The sequence below is a fragment of the Pseudomonas atacamensis genome, from assembly GCF_017167965.1.
GTDB classification, from domain to species: Bacteria; Pseudomonadota; Gammaproteobacteria; order Pseudomonadales; family Pseudomonadaceae; genus Aquipseudomonas; species Aquipseudomonas atacamensis.
Map to the genome: position 1 here is coordinate 1,972,276 of NZ_CP070503.1, position 19,534 is coordinate 1,991,809.

General features: G+C 60.3%; 19 protein-coding genes and 2 pseudogenes. 6 read left to right on the plus strand and 15 right to left on the minus strand.

The annotated features are described in order from the left end of the window. Positions 1 to 29: 29 nt before the first annotated feature. Positions 30 to 338: a hypothetical protein gene (locus tag JWU58_RS09060; RefSeq protein ID WP_016770834.1), complete on the minus strand. Its 309-nt coding sequence runs from the start codon at positions 336 to 338 to the stop codon at positions 30 to 32. Positions 339 to 653: 315 nt separating this feature from the next. On the opposite strand from JWU58_RS09060, the gene yegS reads away from it, so the two are divergent. After that, the gene (gene yegS, locus JWU58_RS09065; RefSeq protein ID WP_206421794.1) at positions 654 to 1,571 is read left to right on the plus strand and encodes a lipid kinase YegS; all 918 of its coding nucleotides are present in this window, start codon (positions 654 to 656) and stop codon (positions 1,569 to 1,571) included. Here yegS and JWU58_RS09070 read toward each other — a convergent pair. From JWU58_RS09070 to JWU58_RS09080, 3 genes are all read right to left on the minus strand, one after another. Beyond that, positions 1,555 to 2,214, minus strand: a complete 660-nt coding sequence (locus JWU58_RS09070) for a response regulator (protein ID WP_016770832.1) — start codon at positions 2,212 to 2,214, stop codon at positions 1,555 to 1,557. The two genes, yegS and JWU58_RS09070, sit on opposite strands and share 17 nt — an antisense overlap. Beyond that, entirely contained in the window at positions 2,211 to 3,104 is an 894-nt protein-coding gene (locus JWU58_RS09075) for a sensor histidine kinase (protein ID WP_122507494.1), read from the minus strand. Before JWU58_RS09075 ends, JWU58_RS09070 begins: the two co-directional genes overlap by 4 nt. A gap of 464 nt (positions 3,105 to 3,568) precedes the next feature. Beyond that, positions 3,569 to 4,039 carry a hypothetical protein gene (locus tag JWU58_RS09080; protein WP_110601741.1) on the minus strand — a complete coding sequence of 157 codons (471 nt, stop codon included), beginning with the start codon at positions 4,037 to 4,039 and terminating at the stop codon, positions 3,569 to 3,571. Positions 4,040 to 4,493: 454 nt separating this feature from the next. On the opposite strand from JWU58_RS09080, the gene JWU58_RS09085 reads away from it, so the two are divergent. Both JWU58_RS09085 and JWU58_RS09090 read left to right on the plus strand, forming a co-directional pair. Beyond that, positions 4,494 to 5,429: a chemotaxis protein CheV gene (locus JWU58_RS09085; protein ID WP_016770829.1), complete on the plus strand. Its 936-nt coding sequence runs from the start codon at positions 4,494 to 4,496 to the stop codon at positions 5,427 to 5,429. A gap of 87 nt (positions 5,430 to 5,516) precedes the next feature. Next, positions 5,517 to 6,323: an MOSC domain-containing protein gene (locus JWU58_RS09090; RefSeq protein ID WP_206421795.1), complete on the plus strand. Its 807-nt coding sequence runs from the start codon at positions 5,517 to 5,519 to the stop codon at positions 6,321 to 6,323. A gap of 72 nt (positions 6,324 to 6,395) precedes the next feature. Here the strand turns inward: JWU58_RS09090 and ppnP are convergent, their stop codons facing one another. From ppnP to JWU58_RS09130, 10 genes and pseudogenes are all read right to left on the minus strand, one after another. Beyond that, on the minus strand, positions 6,396 to 6,680 hold the full coding sequence (ppnP, locus tag JWU58_RS09095) for a pyrimidine/purine nucleoside phosphorylase (protein WP_206421796.1): 285 nt from the start codon (positions 6,678 to 6,680) through the stop codon (positions 6,396 to 6,398). A 71-nt stretch (positions 6,681 to 6,751) separates the two neighbouring features. Further along, positions 6,752 to 7,294: a 3'-5' exonuclease gene (locus tag JWU58_RS09100; protein WP_024013686.1), complete on the minus strand. Its 543-nt coding sequence runs from the start codon at positions 7,292 to 7,294 to the stop codon at positions 6,752 to 6,754. A gap of 70 nt (positions 7,295 to 7,364) precedes the next feature. After that, positions 7,365 to 7,697, minus strand: coding sequence for an acyl-CoA carboxylase biotin carboxyl carrier protein subunit (locus JWU58_RS27525; protein ID WP_455750160.1), 333 nt, complete (start codon positions 7,695 to 7,697; stop codon positions 7,365 to 7,367). Next, a pseudogene (locus JWU58_RS27695) lies at positions 7,674 to 7,829 on the minus strand (hypothetical protein); the annotation flags it as partial. The gene JWU58_RS27525 and the pseudogene JWU58_RS27695, both read right to left, overlap by 24 nt. After that, a pseudogene (locus JWU58_RS09105) lies at positions 7,811 to 9,326 on the minus strand (acetyl-CoA carboxylase biotin carboxylase subunit); the annotation flags it as partial. The pseudogenes JWU58_RS27695 and JWU58_RS09105, both read right to left, overlap by 19 nt. A 202-nt stretch (positions 9,327 to 9,528) precedes the next feature. Then, positions 9,529 to 10,326 (minus strand): enoyl-CoA hydratase/isomerase family protein, encoded by a 798-nt coding sequence (locus JWU58_RS09110; protein WP_206421798.1) that lies wholly within the window; start codon positions 10,324 to 10,326, stop codon positions 9,529 to 9,531. After that, positions 10,323 to 11,480: a citronellyl-CoA dehydrogenase gene (gene atuD / locus JWU58_RS09115; protein WP_206421799.1), complete on the minus strand. Its 1,158-nt coding sequence runs from the start codon at positions 11,478 to 11,480 to the stop codon at positions 10,323 to 10,325. The genes JWU58_RS09110 and atuD overlap by 4 nt, the downstream gene beginning before the upstream one ends. 30 nt (positions 11,481 to 11,510) lie before the next feature. Continuing rightward, positions 11,511 to 13,127, minus strand: coding sequence for a geranyl-CoA carboxylase subunit beta (atuC, locus tag JWU58_RS09120; RefSeq protein ID WP_206421800.1), 1,617 nt, complete (start codon positions 13,125 to 13,127; stop codon positions 11,511 to 11,513). 3 nt (positions 13,128 to 13,130) lie between these two features. Next, positions 13,131 to 14,015, minus strand: a complete 885-nt coding sequence (locus JWU58_RS09125) for an SDR family oxidoreductase (protein ID WP_024013681.1) — start codon at positions 14,013 to 14,015, stop codon at positions 13,131 to 13,133. A gap of 12 nt (positions 14,016 to 14,027) precedes the next feature. Continuing rightward, positions 14,028 to 15,812 (minus strand): acyclic terpene utilization AtuA family protein, encoded by a 1,785-nt coding sequence (locus tag JWU58_RS09130; RefSeq protein ID WP_206421801.1) that lies wholly within the window; start codon positions 15,810 to 15,812, stop codon positions 14,028 to 14,030. A 184-nt stretch (positions 15,813 to 15,996) separates the two neighbouring features. Between JWU58_RS09130 and JWU58_RS09135 the strand changes: the two genes are divergently transcribed. The 3 genes from JWU58_RS09135 (at position 15,997) to JWU58_RS09145 (ending at position 18,610) form a co-directional block, all read left to right on the plus strand. Continuing rightward, the gene (locus JWU58_RS09135) at positions 15,997 to 16,620 is read left to right on the plus strand and encodes a TetR/AcrR family transcriptional regulator (protein WP_016770820.1); all 624 of its coding nucleotides are present in this window, start codon (positions 15,997 to 15,999) and stop codon (positions 16,618 to 16,620) included. Positions 16,621 to 16,713: 93 nt separating this feature from the next. Further along, positions 16,714 to 17,511: a substrate-binding periplasmic protein gene (locus JWU58_RS09140; protein ID WP_024013679.1), complete on the plus strand. Its 798-nt coding sequence runs from the start codon at positions 16,714 to 16,716 to the stop codon at positions 17,509 to 17,511. Between the two features lie 85 nt (positions 17,512 to 17,596). Further along, a complete protein-coding gene (locus JWU58_RS09145) occupies positions 17,597 to 18,610 on the plus strand; it encodes a GNAT family N-acetyltransferase (RefSeq protein ID WP_206421802.1) in 1,014 nt (337 codons plus the stop codon). A 136-nt stretch (positions 18,611 to 18,746) separates the two neighbouring features. Here JWU58_RS09145 and JWU58_RS09150 read toward each other — a convergent pair whose 3' ends face one another. After that, a complete protein-coding gene (locus JWU58_RS09150; RefSeq protein ID WP_101155603.1) occupies positions 18,747 to 19,301 on the minus strand; it encodes an RNA polymerase factor sigma-70 in 555 nt (184 codons plus the stop codon). Positions 19,302 to 19,534 lie beyond the last annotated feature (233 nt).

The following is a 19,534-nucleotide window of genomic DNA, read 5'->3' on the forward strand; positions in this document are numbered from 1 at the left end:
AAGCACGGCGCGTGCAACAATTGATTCGGTCAGTTGCTGATCAATGTCACCAACTGGTCGAATCGGCTGTTGGCCACCCATCCCAGCAGTCCAAGGATGACAGCGGTGGCACCCGCCGAATACGCCAGACGGTGTTTGATCGTCCGGACATCATTGAGCACTTCGTCCATGTCGCGGCGCATGTATTTGAAGTGAGTCTCCAGCTCGCTGACTCGGGGTTCCATATCAAACTCTCCAGGGGTCTTGGCGCTGTTACAGAAGTCTGGTTTCTTGCTGGCACGACTTTCGGCGAGAGCGGCGACCGGGCTCACCGGTGCCTTGGTTTCATGGTTGCGCATGGAAGTACTCGCTGGTCGTAGCAACTGCGCGCTTGCTGATTATTCCATTGCTCGATTCATGGAAATGAATCGCGGGGTATCCGTTCATTACCGGCACATCCTTGTGTTATTGAGTTGAAAGTTGGTGCTGCCGGCACACGGTGACCCAATGATCGGACGGGGTCAATTAAGCCGATTCCTCTTGTTCCGTACGAAAAAATACCGCTGTGTAGGACGCTGGCCGTTTGAAAAGCAATTAATTGCCATCCCTGCGGCTTTTTTAACGCGCGCAGTGGTCAAGATGTTTCAATCGATTTCAATTCTTGGAGTGACGTTATGAGTGAACGCCGGGCACTGCTGATCTTGCATGGCAAACAGGCACTCAACGAAGATGTCCGCGCTGCCGTCGAAGCCAAGCGTGAGCAAGGCTGGGAACTGGCTGTGCGAGTGACGTGGGAGGCTGGCGACGCCCAGCGTCTGGTTGAGGAAGCGTTGGCGGCCGGCTACAGCAAAATCATCGCCGGTGGCGGTGATGGCACGTTGCGCGATATTGCCGAGGCGCTGGCTCAGCATCCGCAAAAAGCCAGTCTAGTCCTCCTGCCGCTGGGCACCGCCAATGATTTTTCCCGCGCCGCCGGTATTTCCCTGGAGCCGGCCGAAGCCCTTGAGCTACTGGACATTCAGCCCTCGGATATCGATCTGGGCGAGGTGGGCGGGCAGATTTTCCTGAACATGGCGACCGGCGGATTCGGTAGCCAGGTGACCGCCAATACTTCGGAAGACCTGAAAAAGGTCTTGGGCGGCGCCGCTTATCTGTTTACCGGCCTGACCCGGTTCAGCGAACTGCATGCCGCTTACGGCGAGTTGCAAGGCCCGGATTTTCATTGGCAGGGTGAACTGCTCGCACTGGGAATCGGCAACGGACGGCAGGCGGGTGGCGGCCATGTGCTGTGCCCCGAGGCGCGAGTCGACGACGGTTTGCTGGACATCAGCATTTTGCCAGCACCGCAGGAGCTGGTCGGCACGTTGAAGAATCTGCTGAGCGAGGGCTTCGGCCTCGACAACATGTTTGTGCGGGCACGATTGCCGTGGGTCGAGATCAAGGTCGCCGAAGGGCTGAGCATCAATCTCGATGGCGAGCCGCTGGAGGGCGACAGTCTGCGATTTGTTGCGAAACCTGCAGCGTTGCAGGTGCATCTGCCAAAGGACTCGCCGTTATTGGGCCAACAACCGTCAATCAGTCATCAAGGCTGATGATCTGCTCACGCACGGCGAACAGCACCAGACCCGCCACGTCGTAGATTTGCAGGCGTTTCATGATCTGCGCGCGGTGGGTTTCGACGGTCTTGACGCTCAAGCCCAGACCGTTGGCAATTTCCCGGGTCGATTTGCCGCGCACGATCAGGCGAAGGATTTCCAGCTGGCGCGCGGTCAGATTGTGCGAATCGGCGACGTCCGGCTGGCTCTTCTGGTTTCGCGTCAGTGCCTGATTGATCACCGTATGAGCGATGGCCGGGCTGAGGTAGCGTTCGTTGTTGCGCAGCGCTTCCAGCGCGTGCTCGAGCTCGGTGGCCGTGGTGTCCTTGAGCAGGTAGCCATGGGCACCGGACTCCAGCGCCTGCATGATCAGCGCCGGATCGGTGTGCATCGACAGAATCAGCACTTTGCTCTGCGGCCGCACGCGCTTGAGCCGTTGCAGCGCTTCCAGGCCACCGGTTTCTCTCATCGAGATGTCGAGCAATACGATGTCCGGGCTCAATTGCTCGACCATTTCAAGCAATTGCGAACCATCACTGGCTTCGCCGATTACCGCGTAACCGGGAATATCCAGTACCAGAGCGCGCACGCCGGCTCTGATCAGCGAGTGGTCATCCACCAGAAGTAAGTTACAAGTCAACGCATAACCTTATTCGTACTGGCCCGTTCGAGCGCTCGCGGCGCCCACGGGAAAAGTGCTTCGATTCGAGTGCCTTTGCCCGGCTCGCTGATAACGCTCAATGTGCCGCCCAACTGTTCGATGCGCTCGGCCATTCCGGCCATGCCGCGTTGACCTTCTCTGGCCGGGTCGGCCGCCGGGGCAAAACCCAGGCCGTCATCACTGATCAACAGCGTCAGACCTTGCGGCAATCGCTGTACCCGAATCAACAGATTTTTTGCCTGTGCGTGGCGCAGGATGTTGGTCACGGCTTCCTGGGCGATGCGAAACGCGGCGACGGCCATTTCCTCGGGGATGCCGTTGAGCCGCTGCTGGCAATCGAGACTCCAGTTGACCGGCGTGTTGGCCAACGTCTTGAGCAAGTGTGCACGCAGGCTGGCTTCGAGGCCCAGGCTGGTCAATTGCCGTGGATTGAGAATCGCCGAGACGTCACGCACCTTGTTCAGGGTTTCATCCAGCGTGTCGCAGAGGACCTTGCATTGTTCCTGCAGATCTTCCGGCAGGCGGCGTTTGAGCCAGTCACTTTGCAGCTTCGCGGCGGTGAGCAACTGGCCGATATCGTCGTGCAATTCACGGCTGAGGCGATGTCGTTCGTTTTCCTGGACTTGCAGCAGTCGATCAGCCAACTCTTGTGGCTGAAACTTGATCGATTTGCGCGACAAGCGATATTGCACCCAGACGCACGCGGTGGCGGCGATGTCGAGTGCCAGCAATCCCAAGGGAAGGCGTGCCGAAACAACATACGCCAGCAGACTGCCCAAGGTCGCCAGAACACACAGAACAAGTGTGAAGCGCCGGGCGTTTTCCCGAGAAGGTGGCCATGTAATGAGTGACTTGAGACTGGCGTACATAACGGATGGAGCCAATGGATGTTCGCTGCGGGCAGACCGACCGGTGACTGGCGGATCTCTGTGTGGAAATACTGTCAATTATGTTATTGATTCATACCGCATTCGTTAAGCAATCATTGACCGGCAGTAATATTGCTAATGAAACGCTGAAGTCACTGTGCCATTAAACGGCAGATAATTAACCGGCGGCATAATACCACTTAACATACCGTTGGTCGCGGTCGCTATATATGTCCATTCAGTCAGGAAATACCGGATCGTGGACGCAAGTTCCATATTGGAAAAAGTTGGAGTTTTTGTAGTTGGACGACTTCGATTTTGCCTGGAAGTGTCTCTGGGAGCACACAGGGAAAACCCTGATGGCGGCATCTGGAAATCAGCCGTTGGTCGGGCAGATTATTTGCCCCGGATCGTCGCTGGCAGGTATGCACTATTCAATTACGACAGTTTCGCGGCCGGTTTTCTCAAGCCTGGTGAGCTATCAGAGACCCGGAGAGCAAACGTTTGCTCATCATCTTCGGTTCGAACGTGTCCTGGCCCATTTGTGCCGCGAAGGCCTCAAGCAAGGCTGTCTGCTCGCTGCCATCAAGGCTCAGTTGTCCGGTTTTATGATCGACCAGCTCAAGCTGCCATGCCATCAGGGTGAAACAGTCTCGCAAGGCATCGAGGGCCTGTTCGTGCAGGTCGACGCGATCCTGGGTCAGATTCAGCAGGCTGTAGATGTGCAGGGAAAACTCGGAGATCGCTTCCAGCGCCAGTGCTTCGGCCCGGCCGGCCAGCTTCAGCAGAGTGCCGAGCATGCAGTCGATGGCATCCTTGTCATTGCTGATCAGTTGCAGATGGCTCAGGCATTCTTCGGACTTGGCGAGAAGCGTTTCGGCCTCGACCAGAAATTCGGGGAAGCGTTGCGCCCAGTCTTTACGGTCGATTGGCATGTTCATCTCCACCACGTCGTGTTGGTTGACGGATGGCCGTGTGTGGCGACGATCGTGAATCGTCGGCAGATCGCGCCCGGCGGTGCAGGTGCACGGACCGAGGGGTTCCAGAGGGTGGGTTGCCACTGAATTGCGATCGCACACAATAGCCTGACTCCGTTCATGCAATGAGAATGGCGTCACAGTAATGGCTATTGGAAATGGCGAATATCAGGTTGGGCCTGATTGATCCTAGGGGAATCCCTTAGGCGCGGGAACCTAACGTGCAAACCGAGGTCGCGCCGCAATGAATCTAGCAGATGAAATCACGATTGCCAGTAAAGCATGATGTCAGTGTGACATCAATGGCCGTTTGTGGCATTTTTAGCGGCGCGCTTTACAGCAATCAAGATTAGCTGAATGCAGCCGATAAACCCCCATAGTGAATTCATCAGAACAAGCCCAGGAGTCATTGATGGCCGGCATTCTCGACACGGTAGACCAACGCACGCAACTGGTGGGTGAGAATCGCCTGGAAATCCTCATGTTTCGCCTGGCCGGACGCCAGCTGTTCGCGATCAACGTGTTCAAGGTTCAGGAGGTGCTGCAACTGCCGAAGCTGACCCTGATGCCGCAGCGTCATCCCTTCGTCTGCGGCGTGGTAAATCTGCGCGGACAGACCCTGCCGGTGATCGACCTGTCGCAGGCAATCGGCATGCGCCCACTGGTGCCGGGCCCGAACAGCACGATCATCGTCACCGAATACAACCGTTCGGTGCAGGCCTTCCTCGTCGGCGGTGTCGACCGCATCGTCAACATGAACTGGGAAGCCATTCTGCCGCCGCCGACCAGTGCTGGCCGCCAGCATTATCTGACCGCGATCAGTAAGGTCGATGATCAACTGGTGGAGATCATCGACGTCGAGAAAGTCCTCGCTGAAATCGTCCCGTACAACGCCAAGGTCTCGCGCGAGAAACTCGACGACCCGGTACTGGAGCGCGCCCGGGGCCGCGAAGTCTTGCTGGTGGACGACTCCAATGTAGCGCTCTCGCAATTGCGCGATACCCTCGGCCAGCTCGGGGTGAAAATGCACATTGCCAGCGACGGTCTGAAAGCCTTGAACATGCTCAAGGCCTGGGCCGATACCGGCGTGCACATGACCGACAAACTGCTGATGATTTTCACCGACGCGGAAATGCCGGAAATGGACGGTTATCGCCTGACCACGGAGATCCGCAACGACCCTCGCCTGCGTGGCCTGTACGTCGTACTGCACACCTCGCTATCGGGCAGTTTCAACGACTCGATGGTGAAGAAGGTCGGCTGCGACAACTTCCTCTCCAAATTCCAGCCGGACAAACTGGTCGACGTGGTGCGCCAGCGTCTGATGCTCGACGCCGTGCCGGCCTGACCACACACCCATTGTAGGAGTGAGCCTGGTCTTTGATTCCAGATCGAGCTCGTATAGGGTGGCGTTTTTCCTCCAAGGAAGCTGGCCATGCTGCGTCTGAGCGCGCTTTATCGTTACCCGTTGAAATCCGGCAAGGGCGAAATCCTGCAAAGCATCGAGCTGGACAAGCTCGGGCTGGCGGGCGACCGACGCTGGATGCTGGTGGACGAGGCCAGCGGGCGCTTTCTGACCCAGCGTGCCGAAGCGAAGATGAGTCAGTTGTCGGCGTTATGGAATGCCGGCGGCGGTCTGACCCTCAGCGCTCCCGAGCAGGGTGCTATCGAAGTCGCGCTGCCCGCTGCCGACGCCGAGCTGCGCGGTGTGACGATCTGGCGTGACACCCTGCGGGTGCCGGACGCCGGTGATCAAGCCGCGCGTTTTGTCAGCGACTTCCTTGGCAAGCCGACACGTCTGGTGCAAATGCCGCTCGAGCGGGCACGCATCACGCAGTCGGGTTTCGGCAAGGATGACGATCAAGTGGCGTTCGCCGACGGTTATCCATTGCTGCTGATCGGCGAAGCCTCGCGGCTGGCCCTCTCGGAAACGGTAGGGCGAGAGCTGGAGATGCTGCGCTTCCGTCCAAATCTAGTGATCGAAGGCAGCGCGCCTTACGCCGAGGACAACTGGAAACGTATTCGCATCGGCGATATCGAGTTTCGCGTGGTAAAGCCGTGCGCGCGTTGCATCATGACCACTGTCGACCCGCAAACCGGTGAACGCAGCGCCGATCGCGAGCCGTTCGCGACGTTGCAGAAACATCGCTCAACCGCTGATGGCGCGATGTTCGGACAGAATCTGGTCAACGACGGCAATGGCCGCCTGGAAGTCGGCATGCCGGTGGAGATTCTCGAATAGGCTGTCGCTGAAACGAAAAATGCCCGGGTCTTTTGGACACGGGCATTTTTTTGCGCTGTGAAACCGGCGGGATCAGCCGCGGTATTCGCACAGGTAAGCGGTATCCACTTCGACTTTCAGTTGGAACTTGCTGTTGGCCGGAACGTTGAACTGGCTGCCGGCGGCGAAGGTTTCCCAGTCGTTGCTGTCTGGCAGTTTTACGCTCAGCGCGCCGGAAACCACGTGCATGATCTCGCGCTGGCTGGTGCCGAATTCGTATTCGCCCGGGGCCATGACGCCAATGGTCGCCGGACCTTCAGCGGTGCCAAAGGCGATCGACTTGACGGTGCCGTCGAAGTACTCGTTGACTTTAAACATGGGCGGATTCCTCGAAAAGGGCTTAAAAGGGGGCGGCCAGTATGCACAAGGCTTTTCGCGCCGTCACGCGTCTAAAGCGGCAGGACCAGCGGCAATAACCGTGCAGTATTGCGGGCATCTTCCAGCGCGCGATGTTGTTGGCCGTTGAACTGCATGCCCGCCAGTTGCAGCGCGCCATTGAGCCCCAACGGTCGTTCCAGGCGCCGAGCCTTGGCGAAGCGCTGTTTGAGGTTCATGTGCGGGACTTTGCTCAGGCCGCTGTCGATGTTCAGGCGCTGCCACTCCTGGAGCAACTGCTGGCGATCGTAACCGCCCCAACTGGCCCAGCCTTCAAGGCGAGCCTGATGCTGCGCCAGCCAACGCTCAAAGGCCGGCCAGACTTCGCTCAGCGGTTGCGCCGAATCGATGTTGGCCTGGGTGATGTGTGTCAGCTCCCGACAGAACGGCGTCAGCAATGGCCGGCGGGTCGGTTTGACGAAGCGCTGGAAGTGATCCTGCTCGCGCCCGGCGCGGTCGACCAGGGTCGCACCGATCTCGATAATTTCCATTTCCGTGACCGGCCAGCCACCCTCGTCTGTGGTGGCTTCCAGATCTATGACCAGCCAATGGGGCATCGCAGGGTTCCTGATTTCCGCGTTCTGATTTATCAGAGCGTAGTCAAACCCCGCGCTTGTGCCCGGGCGACTACTCGACCTGCAACAGAACCTGACGATTTTTTACCTGATCGCCGACCTTCACTTGCACCCGTTTGAGCACGCCATCGATGCCGGCCTTCAACGGATGCTCCATTTTCATTGCCTCCAGTACCACCAGCAATTGACCCTTGCTGACCGTACTGCCTTCGCTGACCAGCACATCGACAATGGCACCGTCCATCGGGGCTTTCAGGGTGCCGGAGGCGACGCTGGTCTGACTGTCGATCGGCGCATGAGTTCGATCCTCCAGGCGCAGGCTGCCCGGATGGGTGAACAGCCACAGCAGCCGATCGTGCAGACGATAGGCGTGGCGCTGGCGCAGGCCGTCGACTTCGATGGTGATTGATTGCGCGGCGTGCTCAATGATTTTCACCGCCACAGTGCTTTCGCCAGCCTGCACGACCAACTCGCCGGTTTTGCGCGCCAGCACCGACAGCGTCCAGTCCTGCTCGTCACTGCCGAGTCGATAGTGCAACGGCACGCTGGCGTTGTTGCGCCAGCCATTCAATGGGGCGCGATGGGGCAGGGCGCTGGCCTGATAGAACAACACCACGGCAATCGCCAGTTGCGCCGTTGTCGGCACATAAGTGTTTAGGCTGGCATGGCTGGAAAAATGTTCTTGGATGAAGGCGGTGCTGAAATCGCCACTGATGAACTGCGGATGTTGCAGCAGGCCTTCGAGCAAGCGTTGATTGCTTTGCACGCCGAGCAGCACGGTGTCCTGCACCGCACGCAACAATTTGCGTCGCGCCTCTTCGCGGGTGGCGCCGTGGGCGATCAGTTTGCCCAGCAGCGGGTCGTAGAACGGGCTGACCGACTGACCTTCAAGCAGACCGTGATCGATGCGCGCACCGTGATCCGAAGCCGGTTGCCATGCGGCAATTCGGCCGGTTTGCGGAAGAAAATCCGCAGCGGGATCTTCAGCGTAGAGGCGCACTTCCATGGCGTGACCGTCGAGACGGATCTGCTCCTGCGTCAGCGGTAACGGCTGGCCCTCGGCAACCAGCAGTTGCCACGCGACCAGATCGAGGCCGGTGATCAATTCCGTCACCGGATGCTCGACCTGCAGGCGGGTGTTCATCTCCAGAAAGTAGAACTGGCCGCGCGCGTCGAGCAGGAACTCCACGGTGCCAGCGCCGACGTAATCCACCGCGCGCCCGGCCTTGAGTGCTGCTTCGCCCATGGCCTGGCGCAGCTCGGCGGTCATCACCGGGCACGGCGCTTCTTCGATGACTTTCTGATGGCGGCGCTGGATCGAGCAATCGCGTTCGCCGAGATAGACCAGATGGCCGTGCTGGTCGCCGAACAATTGCACTTCGACGTGGCGCGGTTCGATCAATGCCTGTTCGAGAATCAACTCGTCGCTGCCGAAACCGTTCATTGCTTCGGACCGCGCGGTGCGCAGTTGCGCCGCCAGTTCGCTGGCCTCGTGGACCAGGCGCATGCCGCGTCCTCCGCCGCCGGCGCTGGCCTTGATCATCAGCGGATAACCGATGCGCTCGGCTTCGGCCAGCAGCGTCGCGTCGTCCTGCGCTGCGCCTTGATAGCCGGCAATGCACGGCACGCCGGCGTCGAGCATGGCGATTTTCGACAGGCGTTTGCTGCCCATCAGTTCGATCGCTTCGACGCTGGGGCCGATGAAAATCAGCCCGGCTTCGGCGCAGGCGCGAGCGAAATCGGCGTTTTCCGAGAGGAAGCCGTAGCCCGGGTGAATCGCGTCGGCGCCGCTGCGGCGGGCGGCGTCGAGGATCGCCGCAATGTTGAGGTACGACTGCTGCACCGGCGCCGGGCCGATGTGTACGGCTTGGTCGGCCATCTGCACGTGTAGCGCATCGGCGTCGGCGTCGCTGAAAACGGCAACGGTGCGATAACCCAGCGCCTGGGCCGTGCGCTGGATGCGGCAGGCGATTTCACCGCGGTTGGCGATCAGGATTTTGTGGAGGGTGGGCATGGTGGGGTTCCTGAAATGATAGCGGTGAATGGGATGGCCTCATCGCGAGCAGGCTCGCTCCCACAGTTGGAACGCATTTCAACCGCGAATTCGGGCGCTCCTGAGTTTTGGGCGGCGAAGGTGCGGGCCTCATCGCCAGCAGGCTCGCTCCCACATTTGGAATGCATTTCAACCTGTGGGAGCGAGCCTGCTCACGAAGCTTTTAGCTGACCCACCGAGGTTTGCGTTTCTGCATAAAAGCCATGGTGCCTTCAATCCCTTCCTCTCCAGTCACCGCCGCGCTGAACCACTGCGCCGCCTCATCAAGCAACTCACTCGACGGCTGTCCGGCACTCGCCAGCAACAATGCTTTGGTCGCGGCATTCGCTTCCGGCGCGCAGCGCAGTACCTGTTGCAAGACCTCATCCAGTCGCTCGGCCAACGCTTGCGCATCCTGTTCAACGAAATGCACCAGGCCCAATCGCTGCGCCTCAGCGCCATCGAAACGCGCCGCCGTCAGCGCGAGCCGGCGGGTTTCGGTCAAGCCGATCCGTTGCACCACAAACGGTGCGATTTGCGCCGGGATCAGGCCGAGGCTGGTTTCCGGCAAGCCGAACTGCGCCTTGTGATCGCTAATCGCAACATCGCTGACGCAGGCCAGGCCGAAGCCGCCGCCGAGCACGGCGCCTTGCAGCACAGTGATCAGCACTTGCGGCGCATGTTGGGCTTGTTCCATTAACGCGCCAAACGCCCGGTTCAACTCGCGGTAAGCGTCCGCCCCTTGAACCCGTGCGCTGGCCATGTCCTTGATGTCGCCACCGGCGCAGAAGTGCCCGCCGGCACCGCTGAGCACCAAGGCCCGCACTGTGCGGTCATCGTGCATCGCCGTCAGCACCGCGCGCAGTTCGGCGACCATTTGCAGGCTCATCGCGTTGCGGCTGTCCGGGCGGTTGAGGGTGATGTGCAGCACGCCGCCATGCAGTTCCAGCAACAGCGTCTGGCAATCGGGCAGGCGGCTCATTTCTTTTTCCCCGGCAGGATGCCCATCAGTTTGCAGATGATCCCCAGCATGATTTCGTCGGCGCCGCCGCCAATCGACACCAGGCGCACATCGCGGTAGGCGCGGGCCACCGGGTTGTCCCACATGAAGCCCATGCCGCCCCAATATTGCAGGCAGCTGTCGCTGACTTCACGGCCGAGCCGTCCGGCCTTGAGCTTGGCCATCGATGCCAGGCGCGTGACGTCCTGACCTTTGATGTACTGCTCGGTGGCCTGATAGACCAGCGCGCGCAGGCATTCGATTTCGGTCTGCAATTCGGCGAGGCGGAAGTGGATCACCTGGTTATCGATCAGCGCATTACCGAAGGTCTTGCGCTCCTTGCAGTACTCGATGGTGCTGTCGATGCAATATTCCAGGCCCTTGATCATGTTCGCCGCGCCGAACAGACGTTCTTCCTGGAACTGCAGCATCTGCATCATGAACCCCGCGCCTTCATGGCCGATGCGGTTGCGCTGGGGCACGCGCACGTTGTCGAAGAACACCTGCGCGGTTTCCGAGCTGCGCATGCCGAGCTTGTCCAGGTGCGAACTGAGGCTGATTCCCGGGGTGTTCATCGGCACCATGATCAGCGACTTATTGATGTGCGGCTTGTCGTCCGAAGTGTTGGCCAGCAGGCAGATGAAATCGGCGCTCGGCGAGTTGGTGATCCACATCTTGCTGCCGTTGATCACGTAGTCATCGCCGTCCTTGCGTGCTGTGGTTTTCAGCCCGGCGACATCGGAGCCGGCGCCGACTTCGGAAACGCCGATGCAGCCGACCTGTTCGCCAGCGATGGCCGGGCGGAGGAATTCTTCGCGCAGTTCATCGGAGCCGAAGCGGGCGAGGGCCGGTGTGCACATATCGGTCTGCACGCCGATCGACATCGGAATCCCGCCGCAATGAATGGTGCCGAACTCTTCGGCGGCGACAATCGAATAGCTGTAATCGAGGCCCATGCCGCCGAATTTTTCCGGCTTGGAAATGCCCAGCAGACCCAGGTCGCCGGCCTTGCGGAAAATTTCGTGGATGGGAAAGCGCCCGGCCTTTTCCCATTCTTCGACGTGCGGGTTGATCTCGTGCGTGACGAACTGGCGGACGGTGCGGCGCAGGGCTTCGTGTTCCGGGGTGAAGATCATTGTTGTTGTTCTCCGTAGGATCCGTGGCGGTCAGAAGCGGCTGACGCCGAAGCTGTTGGGTTGCAGCTTGCGCGTGTCGGCTTCGTGGCAGATATCCAGCAAGTAACCGAGCAGGGTGCGGGTGTCGCGCGGGTCGATCAGGCCGTCGTCCCACAGGTTGGCGCTGCCGTACAGGGCGGTGGATTGGCTGTCGAGTTTCTGCGCGGTCATCTGTTCGAGCATGTCGAGCATTTTCGGATCCGGCTCGATGCCGTCCTTGAGCTGTTTGGCTTCGGTAACGATGCGCAAGACCTTGCCGGCCTGTGCGCCGCCCATTACTGCCGTGCGGCTGTTGGGCCAGGCGAAGATGAAGCGCGGATCGAGCCCGCGCCCGCACATGGCGTAGTTGCCGGCGCCGTAGGAACCGCCGACGACAATGGTCAGTTTAGGCACCCGTGCGTTGGCCACCGCTTGGATCAGTTTCGAGCCGTGCTTGATCACGCCTTGCTGTTCCGATTCGGTGCCGACCATGAAACCCGTGGTGTTGTGGAAAAACAGCAGCGGCGTCTGGCTCTGGTCGCACAACTGGATGAACTGCGCCGCCTTGCTCGCACCTTGCGGGGTGATCGGGCCGTTGTTGCCAACTAAGCCGCAGGCGCGGCCCTGGATTTTCAATTGGCCGCAAAGGGTTTGCTGATCGAACTCGCCTTTGAACTCGAGAAAGTCCGATTCATCGGCAATCCGCGCGATGATTTCGCGCACGTCGTAGGGCTTTTTTGCATCGTCCGGGATCAGCCCGAGCAGTTCGTCGATGGGGTAAAGCGGTTCTTTGAATTGCCGCTCCGGCAGCCACGGCAACTGCTCGTTCCAGGGCAGCATGCGCATGATCTCGCGGACCTGGCGTATGCCGTCAGCGTCGTTTTCGGCGAGATATTCGGCAGTGCCGGCGACCTGCGCGTGCATCTCGGCGCCACCGAGTTCTTCATCGGTGGCCACTTCGCCGGTCGCTGCTTTGAGCAATGGCGGGCCGGCGAGAAACAGCTTGGCCTTGCCGCGCACCACCACCACGTAATCCGACAACCCCGGTTGATAGGCGCCGCCCGCCGTGGCCGAGCCGTGCACCACGGTGATCTGCGGCAAACCCATCGCTGACATGCGCGCCTGATTGGCGAAACTGCGCGCACCTTCGACAAAGATCTCTGCCGCGTAATTGAGGTTGGCACCGCCGCTTTCGGCGAGGGTGATCATCGGCAGTTTGTTTTCCCGCGCGATCTGTTGCAGGCGCAGGGATTTTTTCAGGCCGCTCGGCGAGATCGTGCCGCCCTTGATTGCGCTGTTGTTGGCGACCACCATCGCGCGGATGCCGCAGACATAACCGATGCCGGCAATCAGCCCGCCACCGGCCGAACTGCCGTCCTTGTCGTCATGCAACTTGTAGCCGGCGAGGCTGGCCAGTTCGAGGAACGGCGCGCCGGGGTCGAGCAAAAGGTTCAGGCGTTCGCGGGGCAACAGTTGCCCGCGTTTGCTGAATTTGTCTTTGGCTTCGGCGGCCTTGTTCAACAGGTTCTGTTCGAGCTGCTGCACCTGCTCGATGGCGGCGAGCATGGCCGCGCGGTTGCGCGCGAATGTTTCGCTGTGCGGATCGAGTTGCGACTGAATCTGCGCCATGGCTTATTCCTTGTCCTTGAGCACGTCAGGACGCAACACTTCTGGTAAATACGCGCGGTGGAAACCGTTGAACGATTCGCTGTGGCTGGCCTTGTGCAGCGGCCAGGCGCGACTGCCGAGGCTGGCGGCGCCGTCGATTTTCACCGTGGTGCCGCTGATGAATGCCGCCGCCGGGCTGAGCAGAAACACGATCGCCGCACTGACTTCCGATTCGGTGCCGATACGCTTGAGCGGCACATGCTCGCGCAGGGTCGGAATCACTGCTTTGAATGCGCCCTCGTAAGTGTCCATGCCGCTGGACGCGATCCAGCCCGGCGCCACGGCGTTGACCCGGACCCCGGCGTAACCCCACTCGAACGCGGCAGTCTTGGTGAAGTTGTCCATGCCCGAACGCGCGGCGCCCGAGTGGCCCATGCCGGGCATGCCGCCCCACATATCGGCAAGCATGTTGACGATGCTGCCGCCGTGTTTGCTCATCGACTGGTTGAACACTTCCCGGGCCATCAGAAAACCGCCGACCAGATTGGTCCGCAGCACGGTTTCGAAGCCCTTCTGATTGATCGAGGCCAAGGGCGACGGGTATTGGCCGCCGGCATTATTGACCAGGCCGTGGATCGGCCCGTGTTCGGCGATCAGCTCTTTGACCAGTTGCTTGACCGCTTCTTCATCGCGGATATCGCAGGCCCTCCAGTGCGCGCGGCCGCCGTCCTCGGCGATTTCGGCGGCGACCTTTTCGAGTTTTTCCGGCTTGCGCCCGACCAGCAGCACATTGGCGCCAAGGGCCGCCAGTTCATGGGCGGTGCAGCGACCGATGCCGCTGCCGCCACCGGTGACAATCATGTTCTGGCCGCTGAACAGATCGGCGCGAAAAATCGACGCGTAAGCCATGCACACCATCCTCTAGTCGAGCTGTTCGGCGATGCTCTGCGGCACCGGGATCTGGATTTCCAATAGTTGCTGGGCGAAGGCTTTGCCTTGCGGGTCGATGCGCAGACTGGCGACACCGCCACCGCCGAGGGCGTTTTCCAAAAGAAAGTTGAGGCTGTGGGTGCCGGGCAGATACCAGCGTTCGACACGCCCGAGAAGCGGATCGAGGACGTGGCGCATCCAGTCGACCACCACCGAGGTGGTCAGCGCTTCGGCGATCCACGGCAGGTAATCGGGATGGCGCGGCATCACGCCGATGTTGCTGTGGTTACCCTTGTCGCCGGAGCGCGCCACCGCCAGTTTCACCAGCGGCACACTGGCATCGGCGCGGCCCTGGGGTTTGGGTGGCTGATGGGCGAGGGGCAAATCTGCGCTGTCGAGGGCCACTGGGTCGGGGAGGGTGCACGGATTGCGCTCACCGGCCATGTCGATTTGCAGCGTGCAGGCATTTTTATCTATGAGAAATGAGAACAGGCGGATGACCGGGTACACGGTCGGACGTCCCCCGACAATGCCGGTCAGACCGGGCGCCATACCGGTCGCGGCCTGGGCGATCTCTTTGGAAAACAGCACCAGCGCGCGTTTGTCAGGATGGCGTACGGCGATTTTGATCACCACTTCACGGCTGTCGCGGCGCTGGCCGTGGGGGCCGTAGGTGGCTTCGCTGCCGAGCAGTTCGACATGGGTTTCGCTGTACGGCGCCCAGCCGCGCAGGCTGAACATCTCGGCGGTCTTGTCGATGATCGCCTGACTGACCCGCCGCGCCTTGTCCACCGCGTCGATGCCGGCCATCAGGCAACTGGCGGTGCAGCGAAAACCGTCCGGGTACGTGGCGCTGACCTTGTATTTGTCGCTGGGCGGCAGGCCTTTGGCACCGTGCACCTGCACGACGTTTTTGCCTTGTTGCTGGAGTTTGACCTCAGTGAAATCGCAGATAACGTCGGGTAACAGATAGGCCTGCGGATCGCCGATTTCGTAGAGCATCTGCTCGCCAACGGTCAGCGGCGTGACCAGGCCGCCGGAGCCTTCGGGTTTGCTGACGAGGAACTGGCCATCGGCGCTGACCTCGATGATCGGAAAACCGATGTGCTCGTAATCCGGCACCTCGCGCCAGTCGGTGAAATTACCGCCGGTGCACTGCGCGCCGCATTCGATGATGTGCCCGGCCAGCGCGGCCTGGGCGAGTTTGTCGTAGTCATGCCACGACCAACCGAATTCGTGAACCAGCGCCGCACTGACCACGGCGCTGTCGACCACCCGGCCGGTGATGACAATGTCGGCACCCAGGCGCAGCGCTTCGACAATCCCCGGCGCGCCGAGGTAGGCGTTGGTCGACACGCACATGCGCGGAAGCGGCGCGCAGCTGAACATTTCGCGGATATCGGCGGGGTTTTTGAGCTGTCCTTGCAAGTCGTCGCCGAGCAACACGGCGATCTTCAGCTGGACCCCAGCCTGGTCGCAGGCTGCTTGCAGGGCCGCCGCGCAAGCCTGCGGATTGACCCCACCGGCATTGCTGATCACGCGGATGTTCTGTTCGGCCAGTTGCGTCAGCAGCGGCGCCAGCACTTCGATGAAGTCTCCGGCGAACCCGGCCTGCGGGTCTTTCAGGCGCGCGCCGGCCATCAGCGACATGGTGATCTCGGCCAGATAATCGAACACCAGATAATCCAGGTTTCCGCCGGAGACAAGCTGGGCGGCAGCAGTGGAAGTGTCGCCCCAAAAAGCACTGGCGCAGCCGATTCGCACGGTGGTTGGCATTTTTATCTCCGACTCAGGGACCTGCGACAGAAGTGTCTGGAGGCTACCAAGCAAGCGCTTGGTTTGTAAACAGGCGAAACATTCTTCTGCCCAAGCGCTTGCTTGGTGCCCGCGCGCGGCTTAAATTGCGCGCAACCCTGCGGTTACAGGGGGCAACACACTGATCGACTGTAGGAGAGAACGGGTGGACGAGCAAAAAGCCCTGCGGGTCATGCGCGAACTGGTCGACCAGGGCCAGTTGACCGACCCGGACAGCGCCCGCGGCAAATTGCTGCAAGTGGCGGCTCATCTGTTTCGCAACAAAGGCTACGAGCGCACCACGGTGCGCGATCTGGCCAGCGCTGTGGGCATCCAGTCGGGCAGTATTTTTCATCACTTCAAAAGCAAGGATGAAATTCTCCGCGCGGTGATGGAGGAAACCATCCGCTACAACACCGCGCTGATGCGCGCAGCCCTGGCCGAAGCCGGCGACGTGCGCGAGAAAGTGCTGGCGCTGATTCGTTGCGAGTTGCAGTCGATCATGGGCGGCAGTGGCGAGGCGATGGCGGTGCTGGTGTACGAATGGCGCTCATTGTCCGAAGACGGCCAGGCTAAAGTCCTTGCTTTACGTGACGTTTATGAAGACATCTGGCTGCAGGTTCTGGGCGAGGCCAAGGACGCCGGCTATATTCGCGGCGACGTTTTTATTACCCGACGTTTCCTTACCGGCGCACTGTCCTGGACCACCACCTGGTTCCGTGCCGGCGGCAGTTTGAGCCTCGATCAGCTCGCCGATGAAGCGCTGATTCTGGTCCTCGAAGCGCGTTGAACGGTTGTCGGACCGGCCGACAAACTGGCTAAGTCGCCGAAACCGCCTAGCTTGAATGCATTGATCGCTATTTTTTTCGGGGAGTGGGGTGTTTTGAAGTCTTCGCCAATTCGGACAGCCGCCGGGCTGATGCTCGCTGCGCTGGCTGCGTTATGGGTATTGCCCGCTCAGTCAGCGCAATTGGTCCGGGTCGGCGCCGCGCATTTCCCGCCTTATACGATTCGCCCGGAAAACGGCGCCGACACCGGCCTGTTGCCGCAATTGATCGAGGCGCTGAACCGCTCGCAGAGCGACTATCAGTTCGTCCTGGTGCCAACCTCGATCCCGCGCCGCTTCGGTGATTTCAAGCAGGGCCGCATCGATATGGCGATCTTCGAGAACCCCGAGTGGGGCTGGAAGGACATTCCCCATGACGACGTCGACATGGGCCTGGAAGACGCCGAGATTTTCGTCGCGCAACGCGAGGACGGCCGCCAGCAAAACTACTTCTCGAGCCTGTCAGGCAAACGTCTGGCGCTGTTCAGCGGTTATCACTACGAATTTGCCAACTTCAACGCCGACCCGAAATATCTCGCGCACAACTACAACGCCACGCTGACCTATTCCCACGACAGCAACCTGCTGATGGTCCTGCGCGGGCGCGCCGACATTGCCCTGGTGACCCGTTCCTATCTGTTCGATTACCTGCTGCGCAACGAGAAGGTCCGCGATGAGCTGTTGGCGTCGCAGCGTACCGATCAGATCTATCACCATTACGCGATTCTGCGGCCAAGCGCTCCGATCACCGGCGACGCCTTCGGCAATCTGTTGCAGCGTCTGCGTGACAATGGCGAATTGCTGAAGATTTTCGAGCCTTACAAGATTGCCGTAGTGCCCGTGCCGCATCACTGAAGCGCTGTTTTCGTCCCGCGCTTAAATTTCCCTTCCCGGCTCACGTCACTTCGTTGAACTGTCGACGATTACGTGAGCCCTACCCATGTCCAATCTGAATGACCTGACTGCCTTGGCGTTGCCCTCGGGCAGTCGCTTGATCGCTGATGCTACCGAGAGCCGCTTGAGCCTGAGCCTGGACGGGCAACCGCTGATTCGGCTGCGCCTGGACCGCGAGGCCAATGGCCCGATTCAGCTTGATGAACGTTTTGCCCTGCCGCCCGGGCAAACCTTGTGGGCCGCCTGTTATTGGTTGTTCGCCCGTGACCCGGCGTGCCAGCAATTGACCTGGCAACTCGATCAGCCACCGACCGAAGCCTTGCGCAGTGGTCTGCTGATCAACACCGAAGTCGCCGGTGAGTATCGCTGCGAGCGCACGCTGTTCTGGCAACTGCCGCAGCCGTGGCTGGGCACTTCACTGACCGGCAGCTATCCGCAGCAAATGGTTATCAGCCATGGCAAGCGCCATCCGCTGCGACCGGTGAAGCCGCGCGGTGAAGTCTACCGGCGTTTCGATGCGCGGCTCGGCGCGTGGATTTCCTTGCGAACGCTGGAAATCGAGGAAGATCTGTCGCGCTTCAATCGCTGGCAGAACAGCCCGCGCGTGGCGAGTTTCTGGCAGGAGGAGGGCAGCCTTGAGCAGCATCGCGACTATCTCAACAAGCTCGATGCCGATCCGCACACGCTGACGCTGATCGGCTGTTTCGATGATCAGCCGTTCGCTTATTTCGAAGCCTACTGGGCCAAGGAAGATCGCATCGCGCCGTTCTACGATGCCGGCGATTACGACCGTGGCATTCACATGCTGGTCGGCGAAGAAAGTCATCGCGGCCCGCACAAAGTGGCGAGCTGGTTATCGGCGCTGGTGCATTACCTGTTTCTCGATGATCCACGGACCCAGCGCGTGGTCGCCGAACCGCGTGCCGACAACGCGAAGATGATCGACCATATGCACAACCAATGCTTTCACTGCGAGAAGGAATTCGATTTTCCGCACAAGCGCGCGGCGTTGATGATTCTGGGGCGGGAGCGGTTTTTTGATCGGTGCAGCCTGGCCTGATGCGTTCGGCCTCGGGTTTCGTTTGAAACTGAGGTCGCTTTCGCGAGCAGGCTCGCTCCCACAGGGTTTGATGAACGACACAAATCCAGTGTGGGAGCGAGCCTGCTCGCGAATGGCTTGACGCAAAATCCGGATCCTAACGACGACCCGCAATCACCGCATCCCGCCGACTGCCCGAGACCTTGCGGCAGTGCACCAGCGCATCACGAATCATGAAGTTGACCAGGGTGGGTGATACGCCCAGTTCCTTGGCGATGTCTTTCTGCGGCACGCCGTGCAAGCGGTACATCTCGAAGGCATAACGGGTGCGGCTGGGCAGTTCGGTCAGCGCATCGGCGATGTGTTCGAGGGTCGAGAAGTTGATGTGCGAAGTTTCCGGCGAAGCGCCCTGAATCACCACGTTCAAGCCTTCCTCTTCCGGGCCTGAGTATTTCTGTTCGAGCGCCTGCTTGCGGTAGTGATCGATGGCGAGGTTGCGCACGATCTGGAACAGGTAGCTCAGCTGAGCCTTGATCGACGACGTGATCGGCGGCGCCGATTGCAGTCGGAAAAACGCATCCTGAACCACATCTTCGGCACGAGACCTGCAACCGGTAATGCGGGCTGCAATCTTGACCAGAATCAGTCGATTGTCGACGAATGCCTGAAGTAGCGGTGAATCGCACCTGCTTGTGGATACTCGTTCCGTCATGGAAATCACCTTGCTGCCAATAGGTTAGTGGGAGGGCCTCGGGGGACGGCGCCGTCCTACACATCGAGCGACAAATTATGTTGAATGATAATGATTGTCAAATGAGAAAGAGAGGTATTGCTGTAAGGCGATGTGTTTTGCCGCCTGCGACACGCCGCCGCACCCCAGCCCCGCTGGACGTCGCGCCTGCCGACTAATTATTTCCCCACTCCATCCGTTCTCATTGGTGAATG

Excerpts from the sequence above, each read along its gene's own strand:
- JWU58_RS09125 (WP_024013681.1), bottom strand. The coding sequence starts at position 14,015 with ATGGCTTACGCGTCGATTTTTCGCGCCGATCTGTTCAGCGGCCAGAAC.
- yegS (WP_206421794.1), top strand. The coding sequence starts at position 654 with ATGAGTGAACGCCGGGCACTGCTGATCTTGCATGGCAAACAGGCACTC.
- ppnP (WP_206421796.1), bottom strand. The coding sequence starts at position 6,680 with ATGTTTAAAGTCAACGAGTACTTCGACGGCACCGTCAAGTCGATCGCC.
- JWU58_RS09130 (WP_206421801.1), bottom strand. The coding sequence starts at position 15,812 with ATGCCAACCACCGTGCGAATCGGCTGCGCCAGTGCTTTTTGGGGCGAC.
- JWU58_RS09085 (WP_016770829.1), top strand. The coding sequence starts at position 4,494 with ATGGCCGGCATTCTCGACACGGTAGACCAACGCACGCAACTGGTGGGT.
- JWU58_RS09060 (WP_016770834.1), bottom strand. The coding sequence starts at position 338 with ATGCGCAACCATGAAACCAAGGCACCGGTGAGCCCGGTCGCCGCTCTC.
- JWU58_RS09075 (WP_122507494.1), bottom strand. The coding sequence starts at position 3,104 with ATGTACGCCAGTCTCAAGTCACTCATTACATGGCCACCTTCTCGGGAA.
- atuC (WP_206421800.1), bottom strand. The coding sequence starts at position 13,127 with ATGGCGCAGATTCAGTCGCAACTCGATCCGCACAGCGAAACATTCGCG.
- JWU58_RS09110 (WP_206421798.1), bottom strand. The coding sequence starts at position 10,326 with ATGAGCCGCCTGCCCGATTGCCAGACGCTGTTGCTGGAACTGCATGGC.
- JWU58_RS09100 (WP_024013686.1), bottom strand. The coding sequence starts at position 7,294 with ATGCCCCATTGGCTGGTCATAGATCTGGAAGCCACCACAGACGAGGGT.
- JWU58_RS09090 (WP_206421795.1), top strand. The coding sequence starts at position 5,517 with ATGCTGCGTCTGAGCGCGCTTTATCGTTACCCGTTGAAATCCGGCAAG.
- JWU58_RS09080 (WP_110601741.1), bottom strand. The coding sequence starts at position 4,039 with ATGCCAATCGACCGTAAAGACTGGGCGCAACGCTTCCCCGAATTTCTG.
- atuD (WP_206421799.1), bottom strand. The coding sequence starts at position 11,480 with ATGATCTTCACCCCGGAACACGAAGCCCTGCGCCGCACCGTCCGCCAG.
- JWU58_RS09145 (WP_206421802.1), top strand. The coding sequence starts at position 17,597 with ATGTCCAATCTGAATGACCTGACTGCCTTGGCGTTGCCCTCGGGCAGT.
- JWU58_RS09150 (WP_101155603.1), bottom strand. The coding sequence starts at position 19,301 with ATGACGGAACGAGTATCCACAAGCAGGTGCGATTCACCGCTACTTCAG.